General features: G+C 63.3%; 16 protein-coding genes. 3 read left to right on the forward strand and 13 right to left on the reverse strand.

Translation table 11 applies throughout. The features are described 5' to 3' along the window. Position 1: 1 nt before the first annotated feature. Genes FHW64_RS33250 through FHW64_RS33265 form a run of 4 tightly spaced genes read right to left on the reverse strand, consistent with a single transcriptional unit; the run spans position 2 to position 5747 of the window. Positions 2 to 652 (reverse strand): hypothetical protein, encoded by a 651-nt coding sequence (locus tag FHW64_RS33250; RefSeq protein WP_184533595.1) that lies wholly within the window; start codon positions 650 to 652, stop codon positions 2 to 4. Further along, positions 649 to 1491 (reverse strand): phosphoadenosine phosphosulfate reductase family protein, encoded by an 843-nt coding sequence (locus FHW64_RS33255; protein WP_184533597.1) that lies wholly within the window; start codon positions 1489 to 1491, stop codon positions 649 to 651. Before FHW64_RS33255 ends, FHW64_RS33250 begins: the two co-directional genes overlap by 4 nt. Next, on the reverse strand, positions 1484 to 4795 hold the full coding sequence (locus FHW64_RS33260) for an ATP-binding protein (RefSeq protein WP_221210622.1): 3312 nt from the start codon (positions 4793 to 4795) through the stop codon (positions 1484 to 1486). The genes FHW64_RS33255 and FHW64_RS33260 overlap by 8 nt, the downstream gene beginning before the upstream one ends. A 31-nt stretch (positions 4796 to 4826) precedes the next feature. Next, positions 4827 to 5747: a DUF4007 family protein gene (locus FHW64_RS33265; protein WP_184533599.1), complete on the reverse strand. Its 921-nt coding sequence runs from the start codon at positions 5745 to 5747 to the stop codon at positions 4827 to 4829. A gap of 1286 nt (positions 5748 to 7033) precedes the next feature. Here FHW64_RS33265 and FHW64_RS33270 point away from each other — a divergent pair. Continuing rightward, positions 7034 to 8773, forward strand: a complete 1740-nt coding sequence (locus tag FHW64_RS33270) for an ATP-binding protein (protein WP_184533601.1) — start codon at positions 7034 to 7036, stop codon at positions 8771 to 8773. A gap of 439 nt (positions 8774 to 9212) precedes the next feature. Next, positions 9213 to 10415, forward strand: a complete 1203-nt coding sequence (locus FHW64_RS33275; protein ID WP_184533602.1) for an ammonium transporter — start codon at positions 9213 to 9215, stop codon at positions 10413 to 10415. A gap of 4 nt (positions 10416 to 10419) precedes the next feature. Here FHW64_RS33275 and FHW64_RS33280 read toward each other — a convergent pair whose 3' ends face one another. The 3 genes from FHW64_RS33280 to FHW64_RS33290 are packed head-to-tail and all read right to left on the reverse strand — an operon-like array spanning position 10420 to position 14167. Then, entirely contained in the window at positions 10420 to 11601 is a 1182-nt protein-coding gene (locus FHW64_RS33280) for a phospholipase A (protein ID WP_184533604.1), read from the reverse strand. A gap of 2 nt (positions 11602 to 11603) precedes the next feature. After that, entirely contained in the window at positions 11604 to 12074 is a 471-nt protein-coding gene (locus FHW64_RS33285) for a hypothetical protein (protein WP_184533606.1), read from the reverse strand. Next, positions 12071 to 14167 (reverse strand): ATP-dependent helicase, encoded by a 2097-nt coding sequence (locus FHW64_RS33290; RefSeq protein ID WP_184533608.1) that lies wholly within the window; start codon positions 14165 to 14167, stop codon positions 12071 to 12073. The genes FHW64_RS33285 and FHW64_RS33290 overlap by 4 nt, the downstream gene beginning before the upstream one ends. Positions 14168 to 14322: 155 nt before the next feature. Between FHW64_RS33290 and FHW64_RS33295 the strand changes: the two genes are divergently transcribed. Beyond that, a complete protein-coding gene (locus tag FHW64_RS33295; RefSeq protein ID WP_184533610.1) occupies positions 14323 to 15342 on the forward strand; it encodes an AEC family transporter in 1020 nt (339 codons plus the stop codon). On the opposite strand, the gene FHW64_RS33300 is transcribed toward FHW64_RS33295, so the two are convergent. From FHW64_RS33300 to FHW64_RS33330, 6 genes are all read right to left on the reverse strand, one after another. Continuing rightward, positions 15339 to 16064: a hypothetical protein gene (locus tag FHW64_RS33300; protein WP_260306552.1), complete on the reverse strand. Its 726-nt coding sequence runs from the start codon at positions 16062 to 16064 to the stop codon at positions 15339 to 15341. The genes FHW64_RS33295 and FHW64_RS33300 overlap by 4 nt on opposite strands. Before the next feature lie 425 nt (positions 16065 to 16489). Beyond that, on the reverse strand, positions 16490 to 18580 hold the full coding sequence (locus FHW64_RS33310; protein ID WP_184533621.1) for a primosomal protein N': 2091 nt from the start codon (positions 18578 to 18580) through the stop codon (positions 16490 to 16492). A 371-nt stretch (positions 18581 to 18951) separates the two neighbouring features. Beyond that, positions 18952 to 20055: a uroporphyrinogen decarboxylase gene (gene hemE / locus FHW64_RS33315; RefSeq protein ID WP_184533623.1), complete on the reverse strand. Its 1104-nt coding sequence runs from the start codon at positions 20053 to 20055 to the stop codon at positions 18952 to 18954. Positions 20056 to 20086: 31 nt separating this feature from the next. Then, positions 20087 to 20779, reverse strand: coding sequence for a thioredoxin family protein (locus tag FHW64_RS33320; RefSeq protein WP_260306553.1), 693 nt, complete (start codon positions 20777 to 20779; stop codon positions 20087 to 20089). Positions 20780 to 20875: 96 nt separating this feature from the next. Continuing rightward, on the reverse strand, positions 20876 to 23077 hold the full coding sequence (locus FHW64_RS33325) for a protein-disulfide reductase DsbD (protein ID WP_184533627.1): 2202 nt from the start codon (positions 23075 to 23077) through the stop codon (positions 20876 to 20878). Positions 23078 to 23123: 46 nt separating this feature from the next. After that, positions 23124 to 23867 (reverse strand): alanyl-tRNA editing protein, encoded by a 744-nt coding sequence (locus FHW64_RS33330; RefSeq protein ID WP_184533629.1) that lies wholly within the window; start codon positions 23865 to 23867, stop codon positions 23124 to 23126. Positions 23868 to 23892: the final 25 nt, after the last annotated feature.

Below are 23892 nucleotides of genomic sequence, written 5' to 3' on the forward strand. Positions count from 1 at the left end.
GTCAGTTTCTCCCGAAGATTGGGTAGTTGATTCGATTGAGAATGTTTTCTATGTCGTTGTACTCGCCTGCGTCATCGTTGACTTCGGCGATGTGAACAAACAGATTCGTCGGGTCAAAGTTTCGTGCAACGACCTGGTTGGCGAACCCCGCCTCCACGGCATCGTCGATGGACCCTTGCCCCTGCAAGTCCCGTAGTTCGACAATCTTGTTTCGATGCTGCCTAAGTCGGCTGCGAAGATTTCCTGCCATGCCAATGTAAAGCGGTGCGGTAAACCAAGGCGCAGCTGCTTTCAGCACGTCCGAAATGGTGCGAAAACGGTCGGGATTGGTCGCTAGCCTGCCGATGAGGGACTCTGATTTGCTCGGCTCATGAATGACTTCTCCGCTGAACTTTGGCTTCAGCTGCCCACGCAGGGCCACTTGATACGGGGTCTCTCGATAGGGGCTGAAGATGAAACGGTCCAGAGCATCTTCGACCTCAGCACGTGCCTGCATCTCGCCATGCTGGCTTGCCTCCTTGATGCGATTGATGACCGCATCAATGTCCGCCTTCGAGACCACGAGGCGCGAGTACCACGCATAGACCCCCGGCGTTTCAGGTGCGAGGTCAATCTCTGACCACGTGAGGGCTCGACCAGCAGATACCTTCATTTGTGACAAACGAGGCAGGCGCCGCCGCCTTCGTCTTCGAGGTATAGGTCATCAATATCGACTGGTTCGATAGGAATGACGCGCAATGGATTGGGCTTGCGGCGTGCCAACTCACGTTGCTTGCGAGCTTCAAAGTCGGCCATGATTTCAGCAACGCGCTCAGGCTGCTCCAGGTCCGTCAGCGGCTCCCCGTGACTCCAGGTGAAGGGAGACCCGTGCTCAAGGGCGTTCTTCTCGTAGGCCTTGGCAGCCTCGAAGGCCTCGGGGTGGTTTTCCTTCAGTCGAACCCATTCGACCTTCTGCTGAAAGAAGCAGAAGGTGCAACCTGAGCGGGAGCGCCAATCGTAATATTTGGGAAGGCCAAGGCCGGAGCCTTCGAGCAGCTCGAACACGCCTGGTTTGTCGACGCCGTGCTCCCGAAAAGGCATCCGGACGATGAGGTTCTCATGCTGGGCGACCATCCCCTCCCGATGTTCTTCATCGGCTCGGATAGCTACATAGCTGTAGACCGTGTCGCCGGCCTCCAGCGATGGCCTGATCCAGTGTTTAAAAGGTTCCAGCTTTAGCTTGCGCGTGCACCAGCGGGTCCTCGGAGAAGGAAGGTAGTTGTTGTAGGTCCTCAGCCAGAAGTCGAAGTCTCGGTGCGGATTAAGGTAGTGAATCTTGCGGCCAACAAACCCTTCGAGCTTCCCCAGAAATTCGTAGACCTCGGGCAGCTCCTTGCCTGTGTCAGTGAAGTAGTACTCCAGGGGAATCTCGGGATGATTCAGGCTCATGTAAACGGCAAGTGCGGCACTGTCTTTGCCTCCTGAGAGCCCCAGAACGTGACGTTCAGCCATTTCTCTTCCCCTTGCTGTGTTGCTTGACCATCATTGCGCCTGCTTCAGCGAGCGCGGCCAGAATGACCTCTTTGCGCTCGCCCTGGGCTTCTGCCAAGAACTGCTTAACCAAGCGGTCAATCGAGGGCGTATCCGTTTCAGAGACGTCCACGAATCCGGTGGCGTCCTGTCCGTGGCTCGCGCCGAAGACAACGCCAATTACGCGACGAGTTGATGGCCGGCCTCGTAACGGAGCCATGGTCTCCGCCTTGCGGAAGTCCACGGCCCACTCGGCAAGCTTTGCCATAGCGGCGTCAATGTCTCGGTCAACCCATGCTGCTTGAGGTTTGTCGATGGCCAGACTGATGAGTGACTCCACGGTTTCGTCAGACTCGTCGTAGGTCTCAAGACGCGTGGCGAATGCGTCAAGCTTGAAGTCGCCCGTCATGCCCTTCACTGTGGTCGCCCGATGGCGTAGGTCTTCCAACTGCCGTCCGCCATGGTCAAGCGCTTCCAGCAGGTGACCGCGCACACTCGCCAACATTCGGTGGTATGCACTAGACAACTCGTCGGTTACAGCCTGCAGGCGCGAGTTGAGGGTGGCCGGGTCTTGGGCCTCAAGCAACGTAGGCAAGTCAGAGAAGAGGACTCGCAAAGGGTCGCTCGCCTTTAGTAGCATCGCGCGAACTAGCTGGGCCTTCGTTGACACCGTGGTCGTACGCTTCGTCCAGCCGGGCAGGGCTATAACAAGTCCGACCAGGCCGCGCGCCACATCGAGAGGAGCCGCGCCTACTTCTGTACTCGACCTGTCGGAGACGGTTTTTGCCAGGGCGTCAACCAGCTTTGCCTTGTCCTTTGAGGCTTCCACATGCTGGAAGCGAATGCGACCAGGGTCTAGGGTCCACTCGTCTACTACTGCCTCGGTTAGGTCGGGAGTGAAAACGCCGTTGACATACAGGGCAAGTGATGAACGGTTGGCTAGGTAGAAAGCAAGTGACAGAACTGGCATGACTCCAGCTCGAATACCAAACGGCGGCAGCGCCCAGGCGGTGTAGAGCTCCCTAAGGGTGAGGGACTTGCCTTCAGTGACAAGCGCGCCACTGGTTTCCCACCAAAAGTGCTCGTACGACGTTCCTCGCGTGTTGAAGTTTGGGTCACCGAAGGACCAATCGCCATCGCTGCGAGAGCGATGAAGTCCAGGGTCGTTCAAGACCGTGTAGTACAGGCCGGCGTCCGCGGGATAGCCTTCGTAACCGAGTTTTGGCAGGTGAGCATGGGTGACCATGCGATTCATCAGGTCCTTACGAGCCTTCACTGAGTTGCTAGATGGGTCCTCACGATTGATGAGTTCACTGAAAATGTGCGGAGCCTTGTCGTAGACCTTTTCAATGATGTTTGAGGCGATGACGGAGAGGACGGTGCCCCCCTTCGTTTCGACCGCCGAGCCGCGGATGTACCACTTTGAAAGCTCGAACGCGTCTGCCAGCTCCTCCTCCAGGGAGGCCCGGACTGCCTCGATTCGGCCAACAACTTCCCGGCGCGCCACCGAATCTCCGTGAAGCTCGGGTCTCGTCTTCATCACGCGCTGAGAGGCGGCGAGTTCAAGGCTCAGTTCGATGATTCGCTCAGCGTTTTTCGGAGTACCGAGCAACAGGGTTGCAAGTGCCGTGGTTGCGCTTGCATGACGCACGCGATGCTCCGCAGACCGAACCGACTGGCCCGGGGGCGGCAGACACAGCAGGAATGCTCCCGCGCTTGCGCCTTTGAGCACGAACTGCTCGACCACTTTCTCGACGTCCTCAAGCCGAACAATCCCACGGGTGAACCATCGCATGGTCCCTGTTTTCTGGTAGTGGCGCTTAGCCAGCACAGGCTGCAGGTCACTTAGCGTTGAGATGTGCTCGAGGTCTGGCTCGCCAATCTCACCACGCGCGAGGTTGATGGCTGCTTCAATGTCAAAGTCCGAGCCGGCATAGATGCCCCAAGCACCCAAGTGCTTGCGCTCGATGAGAACCTTCCAGTCTGAAAGTTCTTCGAGAGCGGTGCGAATCTGCTCTTCGTCCACACCCGGGGTAGACACAGCAAGAACAGGTCCTTCCGCAACCAGCCCAGACCCGTTGCGGAACATCTCAATCAGAGCAATCGTCTTGGTCAGCTTGACGTGTACGTCTGTTCCCTTCGCTTCGGCTCGCTCAACGGCATCGCAGCATTGAGCCCATCGGTGTCCGTCGGGGGACGCAACGATGGCAGGCTCAAGATTGGCGCGGAGGTAGTCCCAATACGCAGCAGGGCCGTACATGGTGAACCACTGCGCTTCATAGCCGTTGAGGAACTCCACGAAGCCCAGAGGCTCGCGCGATGCCAGAAAACCGAAGGTACTGCGTTCGTTCTGCCCGAAGCGACGCCGCGAGATGGGGCCAAGCAGCGCTGCGGTGACCGGGTGAAGCGGCCAGCAAGCGCGTAGTGAATCCGCCAGCGTTGCAGGTGTTCCCGGGCGACGAGTACGAATGGCTGCGGCAACGCTATCCGCAAGCTTTGATGCTTCCGCTGGAAGCGACAAGTCCTCAACCTTGATGGCCTTGCCGACGAGTTCAATCACCTCATCTGCAGCAGCAACGAGTGGGATGTCAACGAACCGGCCTTGTACCTTAGCCCATTCATCGCGAGACTGCCGGCCTAGGCGGGACGCGTAGGCTTCAAACGCTTGATGCAAGATGCCAACGATGACGAGCTTTCCTGAGCAACGACTTGCAGCCTCGGCGAGCTCTTGGAAGAAATAGATGTCTCCGCCGTCTTGGGCCGACGCCTCAAGAAGCTTGCCTAGTTCATCTATCACGACGAGAACACCCTGGGGGTGACGCTCTGCAGCTTCGACAAGCTCGCCGACAACATCAGGTTGCTTCTTGCGATTAGCAGGCAGCCCCCGCGCCTTGGCCAAAGCAGCGCCAAGTTCGTGGACTACATCCGCTCGTTTGCCCACGACGGGCACAACTAGCCAACCGTCACCCCTGGCTTCGAACGCCTTATGGACCAGGCTGTCGTCAGCGAAACCGAGGAGCTGCTTGGCTTTGGCGCGAACCTTTGGTTGTCCGCCCACCAGCGAGCACAGCATCAATGCGAGAGACGACTTGCCTCCGCCGTACGGGCCGGTCCACGTGAATGCTCGCTGACGGGTTTCTGCGATTTGCCGTGCCATGCTCTCGAGCAGAGAGCTCGCGGTACCCTGGCAAATGTAGCCAGAGAGTGCATCTTCACGACCAACATCCGTATCGATTCGAACCGAGCGAAGAAATTGGCGAGAGATGGTGACGACGTCCGACAACATCTTCGTTTCAGTGCTTGCGGGGCGAGATTGCTTACGCATAGGCACTTTCAAGAAGCCTGTACTTGTATTCGGCAAGGCTCTTCAGCGCTGCGTCTTTTCGAGTGACTTGCCGAATGCCCGCTTGCTCCGTCCATTGAATTTGGCCGCGGGTCAAATCCTCGAGCGCCATCAATCTGTCGGCAACTGCGTTCTCATCAAGTTTGAACACGCGGCCGGGCGAGCCGTAGTCGTAGGCTACTCGGTCGAATGCCATTACTGAGCCCGCGTGAGACATGCGTTCCCAGTAGTCCAAAAGCGCGTAGGCGAAGACCCCGTCAGGCAACGAGCGCTTTGAGCCACGACGAAATTCGAAGGCACCTTTCGCGTTTTGTTGAATGAGCCCAAGTTCGCCGAGTAACGGCTCACTCATCTCTTCGGGGGAATCGCCCCCAAGGCGGGGCACGTAGCTTCGGATGCAGCATTCGACGTCACGCTTCAGCGTGGCCATTGAGATGCGAAGTTTGTGCTCTGTCACAAGCCCAGTGAGCGAGCTCACAATGAACTCGCGGTCGAAGACTTGCTGCACAACGTGATTGAAGAGATACCACCAAGTCGTGGTCTTTTCGTGGGTGCTTGCGGCCTGCCAATGCATCAACCACGTGGTCGCGGTGTGCTCGCAATATTTATCGAGGCCACTTCTATCGTTGAAAAGCAAATCGCCGAGACGGGTTGGGATGTATCCCCCGGCGTCTTCAATAACCCCACAAGCCGTCGCCCAAAAGCGGATGGACATGGCCATGTTCTTGCCAACTCCAAAGCGCACGATGGCCTCTTCGTCGGCAAAGATCGAACGAGGGGCAGGTTCTTCAAATTGGGTGACCGCGTCGTACGCCTTGCGAAGCCACAGCTGACGCAAGGGGAAGGTCTCGTGCCCCGAGAACTGCGGCGGGGCTTCGGAAGGCAACTGAATCATTGGAAGCCTAGTTTAACTGGACGACCTCGCCAGTCCGACCCGGTTTAGACCTGAAGCTGCCAACGAAATAGTCATTAGCTATTCTGTCGTTGGCAGCGATTGCGCTTTGGGACGGCTGTCCGTCCCGGTCTACGCTTCGACCGGCCGAAAACTGTATAAAACAACAGTATCTCGTGGGGCGGGGTGTTTGGCAAGCCGGCGTACGCCGTCTGTTGCTTTGACGCCGCCGCGCGTCGCTGGACGGACGCAGTTGCAACGAACGGGGTCTACCTATCAGCAAGAGGCGATGCTATTGACGAGTCCCGGGGCAGCTTCTACAGTGCTGCTTGCTGTCCGGGTTGCGCTACCTGTTTGGGGTGGAGCAGCAGAAACAGGTCGGCATGTAGTCGAGTACGGCGTGGCTGCACCCTTGGGGCGGTCGTGCACACAAAGGCGAACCATGACCATTTCCGAAGTCGAGGCGCACTCGCGCGCTGTCGTGTCCCTCCAGGTGCTTCTGTCGAAGCATTGCCCTGGCTCCTCACCCTACTGCATCGCTGAACGTGCCCTTGACCTGGCGTTCAATTGGCCGCGTGCGAGTAGTGCCATTTCCGAACTTGAACTCTTGGCGGAGGCAGAAAGTCTCATTGAGCGCCAGGTTCGTTCCAAGCTCATCGCTGCCCCATTCCCCCACCTTTCCCCTGCTTATCGTCGGTCTGAGCGCGCGCCCGCTCGCCCCTGCTTCTTGGCGCGGCCCGGTTCAGTGCGGCGGCGTGTGACCGAGCAGTTGGGCCAGGTGGAACTCTGGCTGACGCCAGAGGTGCGCAGGGGGGACGGACATGCCGTCATGCCCTGAACTGTTGTTCGAAGAGCCTCGACAGGTCGCCTTCGTTGCCAATCCATCGGTCGTTCGCGCTTTCGTGCCACCCGGATGGCCTGGCGTGTACATGTTGCTTCGAATGGAAGTGCCGTTCTATGTAGGACGCTCCGACAACTGCATCCAAACGCGCTTGGCGCGCCACCCGTTGCTGCCTATTGCAACGTACGTGGCGTGGAGGACGCGCGAAAGCCCCCTGCAGGCGTATCGCCTGGAGTCGGCGTGGTTCCACATCCTGCGCCTGACCGGCGCTCTCTCTAACCAGATTCACCCCGCTCGACCGGCCGGGTGCCCCGACAGTTGCCCCTTCTGCAGCACGGGCGACTGCAAGGCATGGACGCATCTACTGCGACCAAGCCTGGACATCAGTGCTGCGCCCACGGTGGCCGCCGACCTGACGGCGACGGCTGCAAAAACCTGAGGAAATGAAATGTCTACTGCTACTGCAACTACCACGAGCGCAACCGGCGATATCGCCATGATTCAGACGGGGCAGGCTCTGCTTTCGCTCCGGGATTCGGGCCACAGCCTGCCTACAGCCCTGGGCGAGGTCATCGACAACAGCATTGAGGCCAATGCCAACAACATCCTGGTGCTGCTGGAGCAAAGCGAGGAGCGCGGCAAGAAGCGCGTCCATCGCATTGCGATTCGCGATGACGGTGACGGCATGCCGGCGGAAATCCTGCACCGCTATCTGGTGCTGGGATATTCGTCGCGCTATATGCGCTCGGACACCATTGGAAAATACGGTGTCGGCGCAAAACTTGCGGCATTGAACTTTGGACGCCGCATTGACGTCTGGAGTCGCAATCGACCAGATGCCGAGTGGTTGCATGTTCACTTCGACCTCAATGAGGCGCTCGTTGAGGAAGGCTTGGGTAAGTCGGTTGTGCTGAAGGCGCCTGCGCCTGCAGCGCCTCCGCCGGACCTGAACCTAGAATTTCCCAAGGAAACAGGCACTGTTGTGCTGTGGTCTAACGTTGACCGCTTGGAGGAAGGTCGTGCGGCACGCGACTTCAATGAGCTGCGCCAGGAGCTGGAGAAGGAGTTGTCGCGCATCTTCCGGCACTTCCTTGACGGTGGCATCAAGATTTCCATCAATGACTCGTTGCTCATCCCTCATGACCCGCTGATGCTGCTGGAGCGCACCTGGGCCGACACCGTGCTCAACAAAGAGTACAAGCGGGACGACCTCAAGAAGGGGGTTCTGCACCACTACGGCGCAACCACAATTGGCGAGGACATCGTGAAAATCGGCCAGCACGCGGCGCACTTGCGTGTGACCCTCTACCCCAAGGAAGTCCTGCGTCGCCGAGGCCTCGGCGGTGACACGCTGGCGAAGTCTCTGCGCATTCCGGAGAATGAAGGCGCGCTCAGCTTCGTCCGTAAGAATCGCGAGGTAGCGTACTCCAACGTCCCTCGCATCCTTCCTGGCGGGGTGCAGGAGATGGACCGCTTCATTGGCATCGAAGTGTCCTTTGACCCGGAGCTGGACGACTACTTCGGCATCCGCAACGTCAAACGGGGCGTGGAGCCCCATGGGGAGCTTCGCGATAAGCTACGTGAGCATCTGAAGAAGCACATCCCAACCGCGCGCAAGCTTATCGACGAGACCTGGGGAGTCGCAGCCCGCGAGCAGCACGAGGCGTCTGGCGAGCACGCGGCCATCCTTGATGCCGTCAAGGAAGTCGATGCCATGATGCCCAAGCCGCGCGTGGAGTCTCAGGAGGACACGCCGCCTGCCGACGTTGTGCTCAAGGAGCTGGCGGAGGATGCAGGCTTTACCAAGCCCGAAGAGCAGAAGAAGTACATCGAAGACAAGAAGAAGCTTCCCTTCGTCATCGAGTCCGTGAGCTTTCCGGGCAACATCTTTCTGAGTACTACGCATGTTGCCGACCAAGTCATCATTCGGCTCAATACACGTCATCCCTTCTACCGGGAGATGTGGGAGCCTCTGAAGGCAATCTCAGAACGAGACCCCGGTACGGTTTCGGGTGACGAAGCGGTTAAGGCCGCTCGCCGCAGCGTGGAAGCCATGTCGCTGTTGCTCATCGCGTACGGCAAGGCCGAATCCATGCACGCTAACCCTGTTGAACAGTACGGAGACCTTACTCAGTTTTGGGGGCAGTTTCTGGGCACTATGCTGAACAAGGTTAGGAACGTTCTATGAAGCGACGAGCCGGTGCGATGAACGTGCTCTGCTAGCATCCGCGTGCTGGCAGGCTCTGACACTTTTCTGACACTCCTGCCAGAAGTTGCTTGCGCTTTGTTGCGCTCGACTGCGGTTAAGTTGTTGATTTATATGGTCTTCTGCGATCCGTTGCGCTGGCTTCAAGGCCCGAAAATTCCTTGAAAATCCGCGTGTCGGTGGTTCGATTCCGCCCCAGGCCACCAAATCGCAAAGCCCTCGAATCTGAAAAGGTTCGAGGGCTTTTTCGTTTCTGACGCACCGAATGCGCGCGGCGTTTTCGGTGCGCCGCGCAACGAAGTGGAGCAATCGGCACCACATTTGCGCTGAAGCGGCACCATTTTTGCTTGCGACAGGCGGGCGTTCGCACAAAGACGGCGAATCGCACCACAACAAGACAATCCCCCTTCGCAAGCTCTCCATGGACGCACTAACTCAGGGCGCTAACGCGCTCTTCATCCTTCTTGGCGCCATCATGGTCCTGGCCATGCACGCCGGCTTTGCCTTTTTGGAACTCGGCACGGTCCGAAAGAAGAACCAGGTCAATGCACTGATCAAGATCCTTGTCGACTTCTCGGTGTCGACGGTCGTGTACTTCCTCGTTGGGTACGGCGTGGCCTACGGGACCCATTTCTTCGTGAGCGCCGAGACCCTGTCCGCCAAGAGCGGCTTCGAGCTGGTGAGGTTCTTCTTCCTGCTGACATTTGCTGCGGCGATTCCCGCGATCATCTCCGGCGGGATCGCGGAGCGCGCGAAGTTCTGGCCGCAGCTCGTCGCGACCGCGGTGATCGTGGGCTTCGTGTATCCCCTCTACGAGGGGATCGCCTGGAACAAGGCCTTCGGGATCCAGGACTGGATCGCGTCAGTCACGGGCAGCGAGTTCCATGACTTCGCAGGCTCCGTCGTGGTGCACGCGGTAGGCGGCTGGCTCGCCTTTCCGGCGGTGCTGCTGCTGGGCGCGCGCCGCAACCGCTATCGCGGCGATGGGTCGCTGAGTGCACATCCGCCATCGAACATCCCGTTCCTCGCGCTCGGCGCATGGGTGCTGTGCGTCGGCTGGTTCGGCTTCAACGTGATGAGCGCGCAGACCATCGACAAGATTTCGGGCCTCGTCGCGGTGAATTCGCTGATGGCGATGGTGGGTGGCACGCTCGCCGCACTCGCGCTCGGCAAGAACGATCCGGGCTTCGTCTACAACGGGCCGCTCGCGGGGCTGGTCGCCGTTTGCGCCGGCTCCGATGTGATGCACCCGCTTGGGGCGCTGGCGGTGGGCGGCATTGCCGGCGCCATGTTCGTGGTGATGTTCACGCTGACGCAGAACAAGTGGAAGATCGACGACGTGCTCGGCGTCTGGCCATTGCACGGCCTGTGCGGCACCTGGGGCGGGCTTGCGGTCGGCATCTTCGGCAGCAAGGCGCTGGGCGGGATCGGCGGTGTGAGCCTGATCGCCCAGTTGATTGGCGTCGTCATCGGCGTCGTCTGGGCCCTGGTGGCCGGCGCCGTTGTCTACGGCACGCTCAAGTCGACCGTGGGCATCCGGCTGACGCAGGAGGAGGAGTACGACGGCGCGGACATCTCCATCCATCGCATCTCGGCGACGCCCGACCGCGAAGTGACCTGGTAGGACCTCAGAAGTCCACCAGGCTCAGGCCCACCATGAAGACGGTGCGCTTCTTGTTGTAGTCGATCAGCGTGTCGCCGTAGCCGTAGAACAGCTGCGTGTGGAAGCGCAGGTTGCTGCGCGCGGGGTCGCCGATCGCCTTCAGCCACTCAAGGCGGATCGAGCCCTTGCCGCTCGCACGCAGGTTGTTGCGTACCGTGACGCCGAGCTGGTTGTCACGGTTGAAGTTCCAGATGCCCTTCACTTCGGCGCGGCCGATGTAGTCCTCGATGTCCGGGTTGTCGTCCTTGGACGGATCGATGTGCACCGAGCCGCTTTCGGAAATGCGCTTCCAGATGCGTCCCGTGATGATGTAGCGGTCATCGAGGTCGGCGCCGGCCATCAGGTAGATGCGGTTCCAGCTTCGCGACAGCGGCAGGTCCTGGCCGTTCGACTGGTGGTTCAGGCCGAGGCCGGTGTAGCGCATCCGCCAGCCGCCGGGGAGCTTGTAGTCGGTGGGGTAGGAGTACATGAACTCCGGCTCATGATCCGTCGTGCGGAACGGACGCGAGAGCTCTTCGTTGAACACCTGCCATGTCGACTGCTGCGTGTAGCCGAACCACAACCCGTCCCGCTTGTTCGGGTCGTCGCCGGTCAGCAGCCCCTGCGCGAGCTTGGTGCGCAGCGAAAGTCCGATGCGCATGTCTTGCGCCTGATAGGGGCGGTCCACGCCATCGCGGCCCGGTGCCGGCGAAGTCGGGGTTTCCGGATCATGCGCCGCCACGCCCAGCGATACGTTCAGCGGGCGATACCCGCGGAAGCCGAAAGTGCCGCAGTCGGTGCCGGACTCGAGTTCCCAGAATCGCGACAGCGAGCTGTACTGCCGATCGCGGCAACCATCGGTGGTCGCGACCGAGACCACGCGGGTCGCCGGCACGCTCGCATCGACGGGCGTGGGCGGTGGTGTTTCCGCGAGCACGGGCGGGGCCGCGGGCACGGCCGCCGCGGGCAGTGTCTGCTGCTGTGCCCAGCGGTCGAAACACGCCAGACGCGCTTCGTTGTCGCCGGTCAGGCGCTGGCACTCTTGCCAGGTGAGCTGTGCATCGGCGAGCGGACTGCGCGGCCGATCGACCGCCTGCGCCTGCACGGCGCTCGCGCCGAATCCCGCGATGAGCGTCACGAAAGAAAGGATGCGAAGGTCCACCCTCATGGTCATTTCCCTGCGTTGTCGTTGATCTTGGTCAGCACGAAGGGGCGCGTGCTGTCGTCGGCGGCGTTCCGCCAGATTCCCTTGAATTCCTTGCCGCAGGATGCAGCCTGCAGCTCTCCCAGCCAGACGCCGCTGATGGCGTGGCCGTCCATCGACTCGTCGAGGCTCAGGTAAGCGTCTTGATCGACATCGCCTGCGAGCTGGGCGACGCTCGTTGGCGTGTCGCCCCCGCCGCGCGTGATCGTGCCGCGCACGCCGGCGTAGTCGGGATGTTTGGCAAGCTGCATCCTGGCAACCCCGGGCAGCCCGTCGAAGCGCGCTTCCCAAGTGCCGAAGAGCGCCTCGAGCGGCATGTCGGAAGCGGTTGCCGGGCAACTGGTCGCGGCGGCGGCAGGGGATGGGTTCTGCGCCAACGCGTGTCTGCCGGTGAGCAGACACGCCGCCGCCAGGCAGGCGATCAGTGCGCGCTTCATGGCGCCGATGCGGCGGCAGCCGCGGCAGCGTTGTCCTTGACCTTCTTCGCGAACTCGGCGCGCAGCGCCTTGAGCTTCTCGCGCGGGTCTTCCTTCACGGTGTTCTTGTCGAGCGCCATCTCGCCGATGAAGCGGCTCGGTTGCGCAGCCACCATCTCGCGTCCCTGCTTGCGGCGCTTGGTCCAGCTCACCGCGAGGCTGCGCTGCGCGCGCGTGATGCCGACATACATGAGCCGGCGTTCTTCCTGAAGGCGCTCCAGCGTGCTCTCGCTGATCTTCTCCTGCCGTCCGTTGTCGTCGTCGAGCTTGAAGGGCAGCAGGCCTTCGTTCACGCCGATCAGCATCACGTGCGGCCACTCCAGCCCCTTGGACGCATGCAGGGTGGAAAGCGTGACGACGTTCTGGTCTTGCTCGCGCTCGCTGATCGTGGAGAGCAGCGAGATCGTTTGCGCCACTTCGAGCAGGCTCTTGCGTTCGTTTTCCATCGTCGCGCCGGAGGCGTCGTCGATCTGGCCGCCGCAGCGCTGGGACATCCAGTCGCAGAACTCGAGCACGTTGGTCCAGCGGCTGGCCGCGGCCTGCTCGCTGTCCTCGCCGTCGTACAGGTGCTTCTCGTACTCGATTTCCTTGAGCCATTCGGTGAGGAATGCGCGCGAATCCTCCGCGCCCGTGGTGCGTCGCGCCCTGTATTCGAGGTCGTTGATGTAGCGACCGAATTCATGCAGGCCATCGAGGGCGCGCTTGGGCATCACGCTCGGCAGCGAGGGGCTGAACAGTGCCTCGAACAGACTGAGCTTGTACTGGCTCGCGAAGGTGCCGAGGCTCGCGAGCGTGGTGTGCCCGATGCCGCGCTTGGGCGTGGTCACCGCGCGCAGGAACGCCGGATCGTCGTCGTTGTTGACCCACAGTCGGAACCAGCCGCAGAGGTCCTTGATTTCCGCGCGGTCGAAGAAGCTCTGGCCGCCGGAGACCTTGTACGGGATCTGCGCCTTGCGCAGTGCCTGCTCGAACACCCTGGCCTGATGGTTCGCTCGATAGAGGATCGCGAAGTCGCGGAACTCCCTGAACTGCTGGCCTTGCGATGACGCATCGCCCGCGCGCAGGCTCTGGATGCGCGCGACCGCGCGTTCGGCCTCGTGCTGTTCGTTGTCCGCGTCGACGACGCGCACCGGTTCGCCCTCGCCGAGCTCGCTGAACAGCGTCTTCGGGAAGAGCTTCGGATTCGGCCCGATCACGTTGTTCGCCGCGCGCAGGATCGCGCTCGTGCTTCGGTAGTTCTGCTCGAGCTTGATGACCTTGAGGCTGGGGTAGTCGATCGGGAGCTTGCGCAGGTTGTCGAGCGTCGCGCCGCGCCAGCCGTAGATCGACTGGTCGTCGTCGCCCACCGCGGTGAAGCGCCCGCGTTCGCCGGCGAGCGCCTTCAGCACTTCGTACTGCGTTGCGTTGGTGTCCTGGTATTCGTCGACCAGGATGTGCCCGAGCGCGGCCTGCCACTTGGCACGCACTTCGTCGAAGTCCTTGAGCAGCTTGAGCGGCATGCCGATGAGGTCGTCGAAATCCACGCTCTGGTAGGCCACGAGGCGCTCCTCGTAGCGCGCCATGATCCGCGCGGTGATGCGCTCGTTGTCGTCGGCTGCCTGCGCCTCGGCCTGCGCGGCGTTCAGGCCCATGTTCTTCCACTTGCTGATCGTCCACTGCCAGATGCGGGCGGTTGCAAGGTCGCTGGTGCCGCCGGCGTCCTTGAGGATCTTCGCCACGTCGTCCGCGTCGAGGATGCTGAAGGCGGGCTTGAGGCCCAGCACTGCGCCGTCTTCGCGCATCATGCGCACGCCGAGCGCATGGAAGGTGCAGACGACGACATTCTTGGCGTCACGGCCGATCAGGCCCTTGGCCCGTTCGCGCATTTCGGCTGCAGCCTTGTTGGTGAAGGTGATCGCCGCGATGCGCTTGGGCTCGAGCCCCGCCTGGATCAGCCGCGCGATCTTGTGGGTGATCACGCGTGTCTTGCCGGAACCTGCGCCCGCGAGCACGAGACAAGGCCCGTGCATGTAGTTGACTGCTTCTTGCTGCGCGAAATTGAGACCGGAGGACATGGAGAGTGGGAACGGGGGAGGGCGAGGCGCAAAGCGGGCAATGATACGGGGCGGCCCGTGGTCGCCGGGGCCGTGAGTTGTGCTAGACCTGCCACGCTTTTTGCGTTAGCTGCACGCAACCCTGCCTTGCGGCAGTGCGCAGAGACAATCGCCGCGTGCTCCAGATATTTCTTGTCACCGTTCCCTTCTTTGCATTGATCGCGGCCGGCTACGCGGCAGCTCGCGGCGGGGCGCTGCCGTTGGCGGCGATCCCGGGCCTGAATGTCTTCGTCCTGTATTTCGCGCTGCCGTGCATGCTGTTCCGGTTTGGTGCGGGCGCGCCGATCGCGAAGTTGCTCGATGCGGGAGTCGTGCTCATCTGGGGGCTTTGCGCGCTGATCGTGGTCAGCGTGACCGCGGCATGGAGCCGCAAGCGGCACATCGGCTGGAACGACGCGGCCTTCGGGGCGCTGGTGGCGGCCTTTCCGAACACGGGTTTCATGGGCGTGCCGCTGCTGGTGGCGATCCTTGGGGCGAAGGCCGCGACGCCGACGATCATCACCATCGCATTCGACATGATCGTGACTTCGTCGCTGTGCATCGCGCTGTCGCGCCTGGACGGGGCCGATGAGCACGGCGCCGCGAGGGCGGTGCGCCAAGCGATGCGGGGCATCGTGCAGAACCCCATGCCGTGGTCGATCGTGCTGGGCGGCCTTGCTTCCGCGACCGGCCTGGTCCTGCCGGGCGCGGTGGACCGCACGATTGCAATGCTCGCGGAGGCCGCGTCACCGGTCGCGCTGTTCACGATCGGCGCGGTGCTCGCCCGCGCCAGTGTGCTGGCTCGGGAGCACCAGGCGAGTGCGGTCGTGGCCGAGGCCATTGGTAGCGGATCCGCGCCGCCGCCGCGTGCCCCGCTTGGAGATGTGCTGCCGGTGATCGCGATCAAGCTAATCGCGCATCCCCTGCTGGTCTATGGCGTCGCGCGCGGTGCCATGGCCTTTGGAGTGGCGCTGGCGCCTTCGACGATGGTCACGATCGTGCTCATTGCCGCGCTGCCAAGCGCGAGCAACGTGTCGATGCTCGCCGAACGCTTCGGGGCCGACAACGCGCGCATCGCGCGGATCATCTTCTGGACCACCGTGGCGGCATTCTTCAGCTTCCCGCTCGTCGCGGGGTGGCTGCACACGGCGCCCTAGGGCGTCAGGACGCCGAGTTTGTACGGGTCGGCGTCGGAGAGCAGTTCGCAACGTGACATGTCGCGGCCCTGCGTTCCGTCGCAGTAGAAGCTGTTGTAGACGCGGCCGAACAGCGTCGGCGTCGAGACGAACAGCACGCCCTGGTTGGGTTGCCAACGCTCCTTGGGCGCCTGGGCCTGGATCGCTGCCGGCGCACTGGGGGCCGCGGGCGGAGGTACCACGGCGGCGTCCGTCGGCGCCACGTCCGGTGGGGGCGCGATGAAATCCGACAGGGTCCGGAGGCCGTCGTCCCCGCTCCAGCGGCTCGCGAGATCGGCGGGGCGCGGCCGACCCGCGACCGGGATCAGCAGGCCATTCACCTGGAAGCCCCGCCCGAAACGGTGCTCCTTGCCGGCGAGGAATGCGTAGGCGCAGGCAGCGTGGCACTGCCCTTTGGCTTCGGTGTTGACGCCGCTGGCCCGGATCGCACGGGCGAATTCGCTGGCCACCTCGGGCGTGCCGCCAAGCGAGTTCTCGAACACGACGGTTCGGACGTGCCCCGAGGCGAGATGCTCCTCGAAGGCCTTGATGGCCGTCCCATCCAGCATGCCGGTGACGAGGAGGCGGCTCCCCTGCAACTCGAGCTCGGCAGATAGCGCAGCCGGCCACAGCAATGCGAGCGAAATACCCCAGATGACTCCAAACGGCGCTTTCACTTGTCCACCCCTTGTCGGATCCGGCATGAATCCATCCTTTTCCCGTAGCTTGAACAGCGCTTCGTTGCGCCGTCAACCACTGTTTCAGAGTATTTCCTACACACCAGATAGTGCAATAGGGCGATAGTGCCAAATATTCCTTATTGTTAATGCTTAGGTTTTCACAAGCGCTGCTAAAGTGGCTTTCTGAATCGGGAGAGTTGGCATGACGACATGGTTGCGAGGAGCTTTGTGGTTGGTCTGGCTCACCATGGCCGCCTTCCTTTGGCACATGGGGGCCTTGAGGACAGGTGCTGCGCTGGGCGCCGGCCTTCTGGGCACACTTCTTCTGGTGTGGCCGAACACCGCGAGCCGAAGAAAGCGGTCGAGCCTGCAGTACGTCGAAATGGGTAAGGAGCCGGTCGGCCAGTTGTGACCGGAAGCGGAGCCGCCTGACGGGCCCCGCGTCTCTTTCAAATGCTGTGTGGATCCACGTCCACCAGCCACCGGATCACGCCCTTTCCTTCGGGCGTGCGCCTCAATTCATGCAGCAGGGGCTGCCAGCCCGATAGCACCCGTTGCAACGCCGCGCGCGATGGGCTCTCCAGCAGCATCTGCGCCCTTTCCACATTGGCCACGCGCTGGATTGCCAGCGGTACGGCGGGATACCGTGTGACCTGTTCGGCCCCCGGCAGACCGTCCGCCGCGAGGTTTGCGGCTTGCAGAAATGCCTGCGCGACTTCCTGTGCGCGTGCATCTGCGCGGAGCAGGGCCTGGTAGGCGAACGGCGGCATGCCGGCGGCGGCGCGGTCCTCGAGTTCCCCTTGCGCGAACGCCGGGTAGTCGTGCCGCTTCAGTGCGGCGAAGAGCGGATGCTGCGGATGGTGGGTCTGGATCCACATTTCCGCTGTCGCGCCCTGCTCCGAGACGTACGTCGCATCGCGGCCTGCGCGCCCTGCGGATTGCATCAGCAGGCTGAACAACCGCTCGGGCGCGCGGAAATCACCTGAAAACAGCGCCCCATCGGGGTTGATCGCGGCCACCAGCGTGATCCGCCGGAAGTCGTGTCCCTTCGCGATCATCTGGGTGCCCACGAGCACATCCACCTCGCCGGCATGAACGGCGGCCAGCTGCGACTCGAGCGCGCCTTGCTTGCGCGTGGTGTCGGCGTCGATGCGGGCGATGCGCACCGCGCTGCCGTCCGGCCGCCGAACCGCTTCGAAGAGCTCGCCCAGATGCTCTTCGAGCCGCTCGGTGCCGCGGCCCACGGGGGCGATGTCGAGGTTGCCGCACTCGGGGCAGGCGCGGGGCACGCGCTCGGTAAAGCCGCAGTGGTGGCAGCGCAGCGTCCGGTCGATCTTGTGGAATACGCGATAGGCGCTGCAGTGCGGGCATTCGCTCTTCCACCCGCAGTCGGCGCAGGCCAGCACCGGGGCGTAGCCGCGGCGGTTGAGGAACACCATGCTCTGTTCGCCGCGCGCGATGCGCTGCCCGATCGCATCAAGCAGCGCGGCGGAAAGCACCGTCTTCGGCGGCTGCAGGTTCATGTCCACCAGACGCACCTTGGGCAGCGCGCCAGTGCCGATCCGCGATGGCATCGACAGCCGCACGTAGCGCCCGCCCGGATCGTCGGCCGCGGCCGGGCGACTCTGGTGCCAGCTTTCGAGCGAGGGCGTGGCGGAGCCGAGAATCACCTTCGCGTTTTCGCGCCGGCCGCGCCAGACGGCCAGATCGCGCGCCGAGTAACGGGCGCCTTCCTGCTGCTTGTAGCTGGGGTCGTGCTCTTCGTCGACCACGATGAGCCGCAGTGACGGCATCGACGCGAAAACCGCCATGCGGGTGCCGAGCACGATCCGCGCTGCGCCGCTGTGCGCCGCGAGCCAACTCGCGAGACGCTGCGGATTCGTCATGCCGCTGTGGAGCGAAACCACGGTGTCTTCGCCGAAGCGCTCCTTGAACCGGGCTTCGAGCTGGGGCGTGAGGTTGATCTCCGGCACCATCACGAGCGCCTGGGCCCCTGGTTCCCGCTCCAGCAATGAGGTGACCGCGCGCAGATAGACCTCCGTCTTGCCGCTGCCGGTGCTGCCGAAAAGCAGGAAGGGGCCGGCTTCGGCCTCGAACCTCGCCAGCGCTTCGGTTTGCTCCGCGCTGGGCGTCACTGGAGAGGGCGAAATGCCGGCGACCGCGCTGTCGGCGCGCTTGCGCTTCAGCCGCCGCGCAAGCTGGACTGCGGAAAGGTCGCGGAGCTGCGGCGGCAAGGCTGCAAGCGCGATTTCGCCCAGTGAACGCTGGTAGTAGCGCGCGGCAAAGGCGACCAGATCGCGCCACCCCTCGCCAAGTGGCGCCAGTGCGTCGAGGACAGCACTGATCGGCTTCAGCTCCGGCCCCGCCGATCCGGTGTCCTCCGGATGAACCGCCCAGGCGACGCCAAGCACTTCGCGGCGCCCCAGCGGCACCCGTACCAATGCCCCGGGCGTGACTGGCGCGCCACTGGCATAGCTAAGGACATCCCCTAGTGCACTGTGTGCCGGCGTCTGAACCGCGACGTCGATTCGCCAGTTCAACGCCGTCCCCAGGATGACACCTTTGTTAAAGCGACTTTGAGCAAAACGACCTAAGTTGTTGATTTATCAGTGCTTTGCACATCATCCAGATTTTCTGTGGATAACTTTGTTGATATTGGGCTTCGACGCGCCGCGAGCCCTTGAAAATCAAGGCTCCCGCTGGAATGCCCGCAAAAAAAGCAAAGTTCAAAACCCATATAAATCAATGACTTAGCGGCGCTATCGCTTTAGGAGCAACGCTTGGCGCGCTTCAGACGGTTTTGCGCACCGCAACAGCAGTTTTGTGCATAAGTCAGTCCCCCCTCACGCTTTTTACCCCTTGACAAACCTCGGATCGACGATCTCGGTGTTTACAAGTCATAACAATACGGTCATGCGCGCAGGGCGCGGGACTGTGCGTGCACCGCCGCAACCAGCGCTGCGACGTGCTCAGGCGGCGTGAACTGGCTGATGCCGTGGCCGAGGTTGAAGATGTGCGTCGGCCCGGTCGTCTGCGTGTCGGCGTGCGGTTTGCCGAAGCTTTGCAGCACCTTCGCAACTTCCGTTTCGATCTGCGCCGGCGGCGCGAACAACACGTTCGGATCGATGTTTCCCTGAAGCGCCTTGCCGCCGTCGCCTTCGCCAACGAGAGAGCGCGCGCGGCCCAGGTTCACGGTCCAGTCCAGGCCCAGGACTTCGCAGTCCAGCGCGCGCATGTCCTGCAGCCAGAGCCCGCCCCCCTTGGTGAACACGATGCGTGGCACAGGTCGGCCGTCGGCGCCGTCGCGTTGCAGCTGCGCGAGCACGCGCGCGGTGTAGGCGAGGCTGAATTCCTGGAACGCGCCATCGGCCAGGACGCCCCCCCAGCTGTCGAACACCATCACCGACTGAGCGCCCGCTGCGATCTGTGCGTTGAGATAGGCAGCGACCGAGTCCGCGTTTACCTCGAGCAGGCGATGCATCAAATCAGGGCGGCTGTACATCAACGTCTTGACCTGGCGATAGTCGCTGGAGCCCGCTCCTTCGACCATGTAACAGGCCAGCGTCCATGGGCTGCCTGAAAAGCCGATGAGAGGCACGCGGCCGGCGAGCGCCTTGCGGATCGAGGTCACGGCGTCGAAGACGTAGCGCAGCTTGTCCATGTCCGGCACGGCGAGCGCGGAGATCGCGGTTTCGTCGCGCAGCGGGCGCGCGAAGCGCGGGCCCTCTCCGGCTTCGAACGAGAGCCCGAGGCCCATCGCGTCCGGCACCGTCAGGATGTCGGAGAACAGGATCGCGGCGTCCAGCGGATAGCGCTCCAGCGGCTGCAGCGTGACTTCAGTGGCGAAGTCGACATTGGTGGCCAGCCCCATGAAACTGCCGGCTTTCGCGCGCGTCGCCACGTATTCGGGGAGGTAGCGCCCCGCCTGGCGCATGAGCCAGACGGGCGTGTGATCGGTTGCTTGTCGCCAGCAGGCGCGCAGGAAGGTGTCGTTCTTCAGTGGGGCGAAAGGCATCCGGCGATTGTCGCTCGCCCCCGGAGGACCGTCAGGTCTTGTACTTGATCGAGCAGCCGTAGGGGCGTGTCGTCGCGGCGCTGATCGACTTGCCGCCGAAGGCTTCGCCAAGCGCCTGGTTCACGTAGTTGGTGGCGGTCTTGATGTCCTCGGGGCGTGCCGAGGCGATGCTGTCGATGCCACCAGCGTAAACCAGCGTGCCCTTCGGGTCGACGATGAATATGTGCGGTGTGGTGCGCGCGCCGTAGGCTCGGCCGATCACCCCGTCCTCGTCCATCAGCAGCGCGCTCGGCGCGCCGGACTGTTCCTTCATCCAGGCGTCGAGAGCGGCCGGCTTCAGATAGTCGCTGGCGGCGCGCTCGGTCGAATTGATCGCGAGCCAGACCACGCCCTTGTCCGTGGCGGCCTTCTGCGTGGCCGGCATGTTGCCGCTGCCGTAATGCTTGCGCACGAACGGGCAGCCGGGATTCGTCCATTCGAGGACCACGTACTTGCCGGTGAAATCGGAAAGGCGATGCTGCTTGCCGGCGGTGTCGACAGCGACGAAATCGGGCGCCGGCTGTCCGACGGCGGGGGCCGCCATGGCCTGTGCATTCATGAGGAGGGTGGCGCCAAGGGCGACGGCGGCGGCCATCACGGCGCGGCGCGATGCGCGGCTCAATGCGGCCCTGGCTTGGCGGGCGGCGCGGTACGAGCGGGAATCTGCAGATGACGATGACGACATGGTCAGCTTGAACTCCATTCGATAAAACTCAACAACCACGACAGCTTAGAACGGATTCTTCAAGCTGTTGTGACAACCCGTACCGGGTTCATGGTCTCACAGTCTGGCGAGCGCTTCGCGGATCTCCTCCTTACTGAGAATTTCCGTGAGGACCACCGGTTCCTTCCCCGGCGCCTGGAGCACATAGACGGGCACGCCGCTGCGGCCCAGCGCGGTCAGCGCGGCGGTGATGGCCGGGTCACGCCGCGTCCAGTCGGCGCGCAGCATGGCGACATTGCGGGCTTCGAAGTCGGCGAGCACCTCGGGATTGGAGAGTGTGGCGCGCTTGTTGTACTGGCATGTGACACACCATGCTGCGGTGAAGTCGACGAACACCGGACGGCCAGCGGCTCGCAGTTCGGCAGCCTTGGCCTCCGACCAAGGCTGCCAGCGGTCGCCCGCGGACGCGGCAGCGGTGGCCGGCTCAGCGACCCGCAGGACGTTTCCACCGATCGCGGCGGACAGCGCGGCGGTAGCGGCGATCGCGAGACCGGCGACCACGATCCGGGTGCGGCCGCGCAGGGTGAGCGCCCAGACGACGGCCGCGAGGCAGACCAACAGGCCGAGCAGGGCGCCCGCGCCGTCGATACCGCTTTGCTGGCCCAGCACCCAGACCAGCCATGCGACCGTCGCGAACATCGGAAACGCGAGCAAGTGGCGCAAGGTCTGCATCCATGGCCCAGGTCTCGGAAGCAGGCGCGCGACCGCCGGGACGAAGCCCGCCAGCAGATAGGGCAGCGCCAACCCAAGACCGAGCACGGCGAACATGAAAAGCGCTTCCGTCGCGGGCAGCCCGATCGCGAAACCCAGCGACGCGCCCATGAATGGCGCGGTGCACGGCGAGGCGATCACCACGGCGAGCACGCCGGAGAGGAAGTCGTTGACCACCGGATGCCGCACCTGGGCCGCCGCGAGCGACCTCGGCGCGACGTTGGCGAACTCGAACAACCCGGCGAGATTGAGTCCGATCAGCGTGAACAGCGCCGCGAGCCCGGCCACGACGGCAGGCGACTGGAGTTGGAAGCCCCAGCCGAGTTGGGTGCCGGCCGCGCGCAGCGCGAGCATCGCGCCGCCGAGTGCCAGGCAGGACAGGATCACTCCGGCGGTGTAGGCGATCGCGGCCAAGCGGTGCCGACGCCGATCCTCCGCGTGCCGCGTGAAGTTCAGCACCTTGATCGCCAGCACAGGAAATACGCACGGCATCAGGTTGAGCAGCAGACCGCCTATCAACGCGCCCAGCAGCGCCGCGACGAGCGTGCCCGAGGGGCGCGATGAAGACGCGGGCCCGGCGTTGGCTTCGAGCGCGGCTTGCAGTGCGGGGGAAACCTGGGCCTTGGAGGCCACGGTGGGCCAGGTGCCGGTCACCGGCGCCTCGGCCCGCCATGCAATCGGCTGGCCCGCCTGCCGGTCGGCATCGGCCAGCGCGACCACGACGGGCATTGCGCTCGGGCTGGCGCTGCGTTGTTCCGCGAGCGGGATGGTCGCGGTCCAGGCTTCGCCTTGCCAGGCTTGGGTCCAGTCTTTCCCGAGTACCGCCGCGGTGTGAATGACCTCGCCGGTCTCCGGGAAGAACTCCAGCGTCTTGCCGCGAACCGACGCCGGCAGGCCTTCGAGGCGAACCTGGAGCTTGTTGCCGTCGATCCTGATGTCGCCGGGCTTGTCGAGCGCCACGGGCTGAGCTGCCCAGGCGGCCTCGAACTCACTCTTGTTCAGCGCGGTCGAGCCGTGCAGGGGCACCTTGAGCTGGAACTCGCCCTCTTCGGGGATGCACTCCTTGCGGCAGACCAGCCACGAAGCCTTGAGGCGGACGTCGAGTTCCTGCGCGCCGGTGAGCGACAGGGGCGGCTTGAAGTCCGGCGCCACAGTGAGTGGCACCGGCAATAGCACCGTGCCTTCGTAACCGTAGTTGGCGAGATTGCCGATCGGGATCTTTCGCGGCACCGGCCACGCAATGTCGCCAGCCGACGCGCCGGACGGGAGCGTCCATGCCAACTCGGTCGGCAGGCCGGAGTCTCCGGCGTTCTTCCAGTAGGTGTGCCACTCGGGCTGATGCGTGATCTGCAACCCGACCCAGGCCGGTGTCCCGGGCGAGATGCCATCGGGCGCATGCGCGATCAGTTCGGCGCGCACATGGGGCGTGGTGACGACCGAGCCGACGCGCGAGGAAGAGATCTGCGCCGCAGCCGGCAGCGAGGCTGCCGCGGTGGCGAGGGCGACGAGCCCGAGGCCCGCGATGAATCGACGAATCTGGATTGCCATGCGGTTCAGTCGGAGCGGGCGCCCGGGTCGAAGTTCCGGCAGCGTCTCATGCGGCCCATCCGAGCACCACGCGGCGGCTATTGGCGCTTTTCTTTTCGATCTTGGTCACGATGACTGCGCCGATTTCGTGCGTATTGGCGACATGTGTGCCGCCGCAGGGCTGGAAATCGATCAGATCCGCGGCGCCGATACGGATCGTTCGAACGGTGCCTGTGCCACGGGGCGGCTGCACGCTCATGCTCTTCACGAGGGCGGGATTGGCGTCAAGTTCCGCGTCGGTGATTGCACCGACGGTCAACGGATGGCTGGCGTCGACGAGACGCGCAAGACCGGCCGTGAGCATTTCCTTGTCGAGCGGCTCGGTCATGTGGAAGTCCAGCCGCGCGTACTCGGGCGTGATCGAGCATCCATTGACCGGTTGCGGCACCAGATGGCACAGCAGGTGCGTGGCGGTATGGAAGCGCATCAGCCTGTGCCGGCGCTCCCAGTCGATGCGCGCCGACACGTCGTCGCCGGGCTTCAGCGCGCCCAGCAGTGCTTCCTGGCCGGCGGCGGGCACATGGAGGATCTCCTGGGTCGCCTTGCCTTCGGCGTCTTTCGCCTTCCGGGTATCGGCGATCGCGATCTCGCGACCATCGCTCAGAACCAGCCAGCCGCTGTCGCCGGCCTGGCCGCCGCCCTGCGGATAGAAGACCGTGCGATCGAGTACGACACCGCCTTCTTCGATTCGCAGGATGCGCGCCTCGCAGTCGCGCAGGTAGGCGTCGGATCGGAACAGTTCATCGGTCATCGCGTGATGGTAGCGGCCGCGCCAT

Origin of the sequence: Variovorax sp. Sphag1AA, from assembly GCF_014192575.1 — a bacterium.
GTDB lineage: Bacteria > Pseudomonadota > Gammaproteobacteria > Burkholderiales > Burkholderiaceae_C > Variovorax.

What these genes read in the sequence shown, in the direction of transcription:
- FHW64_RS33250 (WP_184533595.1), bottom strand. Translation starts at nt 652, where the DNA reads ATGAAGGTATCTGCTGGTCGAGCCCTCACGTGGTCAGAGATTGACCTC.
- FHW64_RS33255 (WP_184533597.1), bottom strand. Translation starts at nt 1,491, where the DNA reads ATGGCTGAACGTCACGTTCTGGGGCTCTCAGGAGGCAAAGACAGTGCC.
- FHW64_RS33260 (WP_221210622.1), bottom strand. Translation starts at nt 4,795, where the DNA reads ATGTTGTCGGACGTCGTCACCATCTCTCGCCAATTTCTTCGCTCGGTT.
- FHW64_RS33265 (WP_184533599.1), bottom strand. Translation starts at nt 5,747, where the DNA reads ATGATTCAGTTGCCTTCCGAAGCCCCGCCGCAGTTCTCGGGGCACGAG.
- FHW64_RS33270 (WP_184533601.1), top strand. Translation starts at nt 7,034, where the DNA reads ATGTCTACTGCTACTGCAACTACCACGAGCGCAACCGGCGATATCGCC.
- FHW64_RS33275 (WP_184533602.1), top strand. Translation starts at nt 9,213, where the DNA reads ATGGACGCACTAACTCAGGGCGCTAACGCGCTCTTCATCCTTCTTGGC.
- FHW64_RS33280 (WP_184533604.1), bottom strand. Translation starts at nt 11,601, where the DNA reads ATGAGGGTGGACCTTCGCATCCTTTCTTTCGTGACGCTCATCGCGGGA.
- FHW64_RS33285 (WP_184533606.1), bottom strand. Translation starts at nt 12,074, where the DNA reads ATGAAGCGCGCACTGATCGCCTGCCTGGCGGCGGCGTGTCTGCTCACC.
- FHW64_RS33290 (WP_184533608.1), bottom strand. Translation starts at nt 14,167, where the DNA reads ATGTCCTCCGGTCTCAATTTCGCGCAGCAAGAAGCAGTCAACTACATG.
- FHW64_RS33300 (WP_260306552.1), bottom strand. Translation starts at nt 16,064, where the DNA reads ATGCCGGATCCGACAAGGGGTGGACAAGTGAAAGCGCCGTTTGGAGTC.
- hemE (WP_184533623.1), bottom strand. Translation starts at nt 20,055, where the DNA reads ATGCCTTTCGCCCCACTGAAGAACGACACCTTCCTGCGCGCCTGCTGG.
- FHW64_RS33320 (WP_260306553.1), bottom strand. Translation starts at nt 20,779, where the DNA reads ATGTCGTCATCGTCATCTGCAGATTCCCGCTCGTACCGCGCCGCCCGC.
- FHW64_RS33325 (WP_184533627.1), bottom strand. Translation starts at nt 23,077, where the DNA reads ATGGCAATCCAGATTCGTCGATTCATCGCGGGCCTCGGGCTCGTCGCC.
- FHW64_RS33330 (WP_184533629.1), bottom strand. Translation starts at nt 23,867, where the DNA reads ATGACCGATGAACTGTTCCGATCCGACGCCTACCTGCGCGACTGCGAG.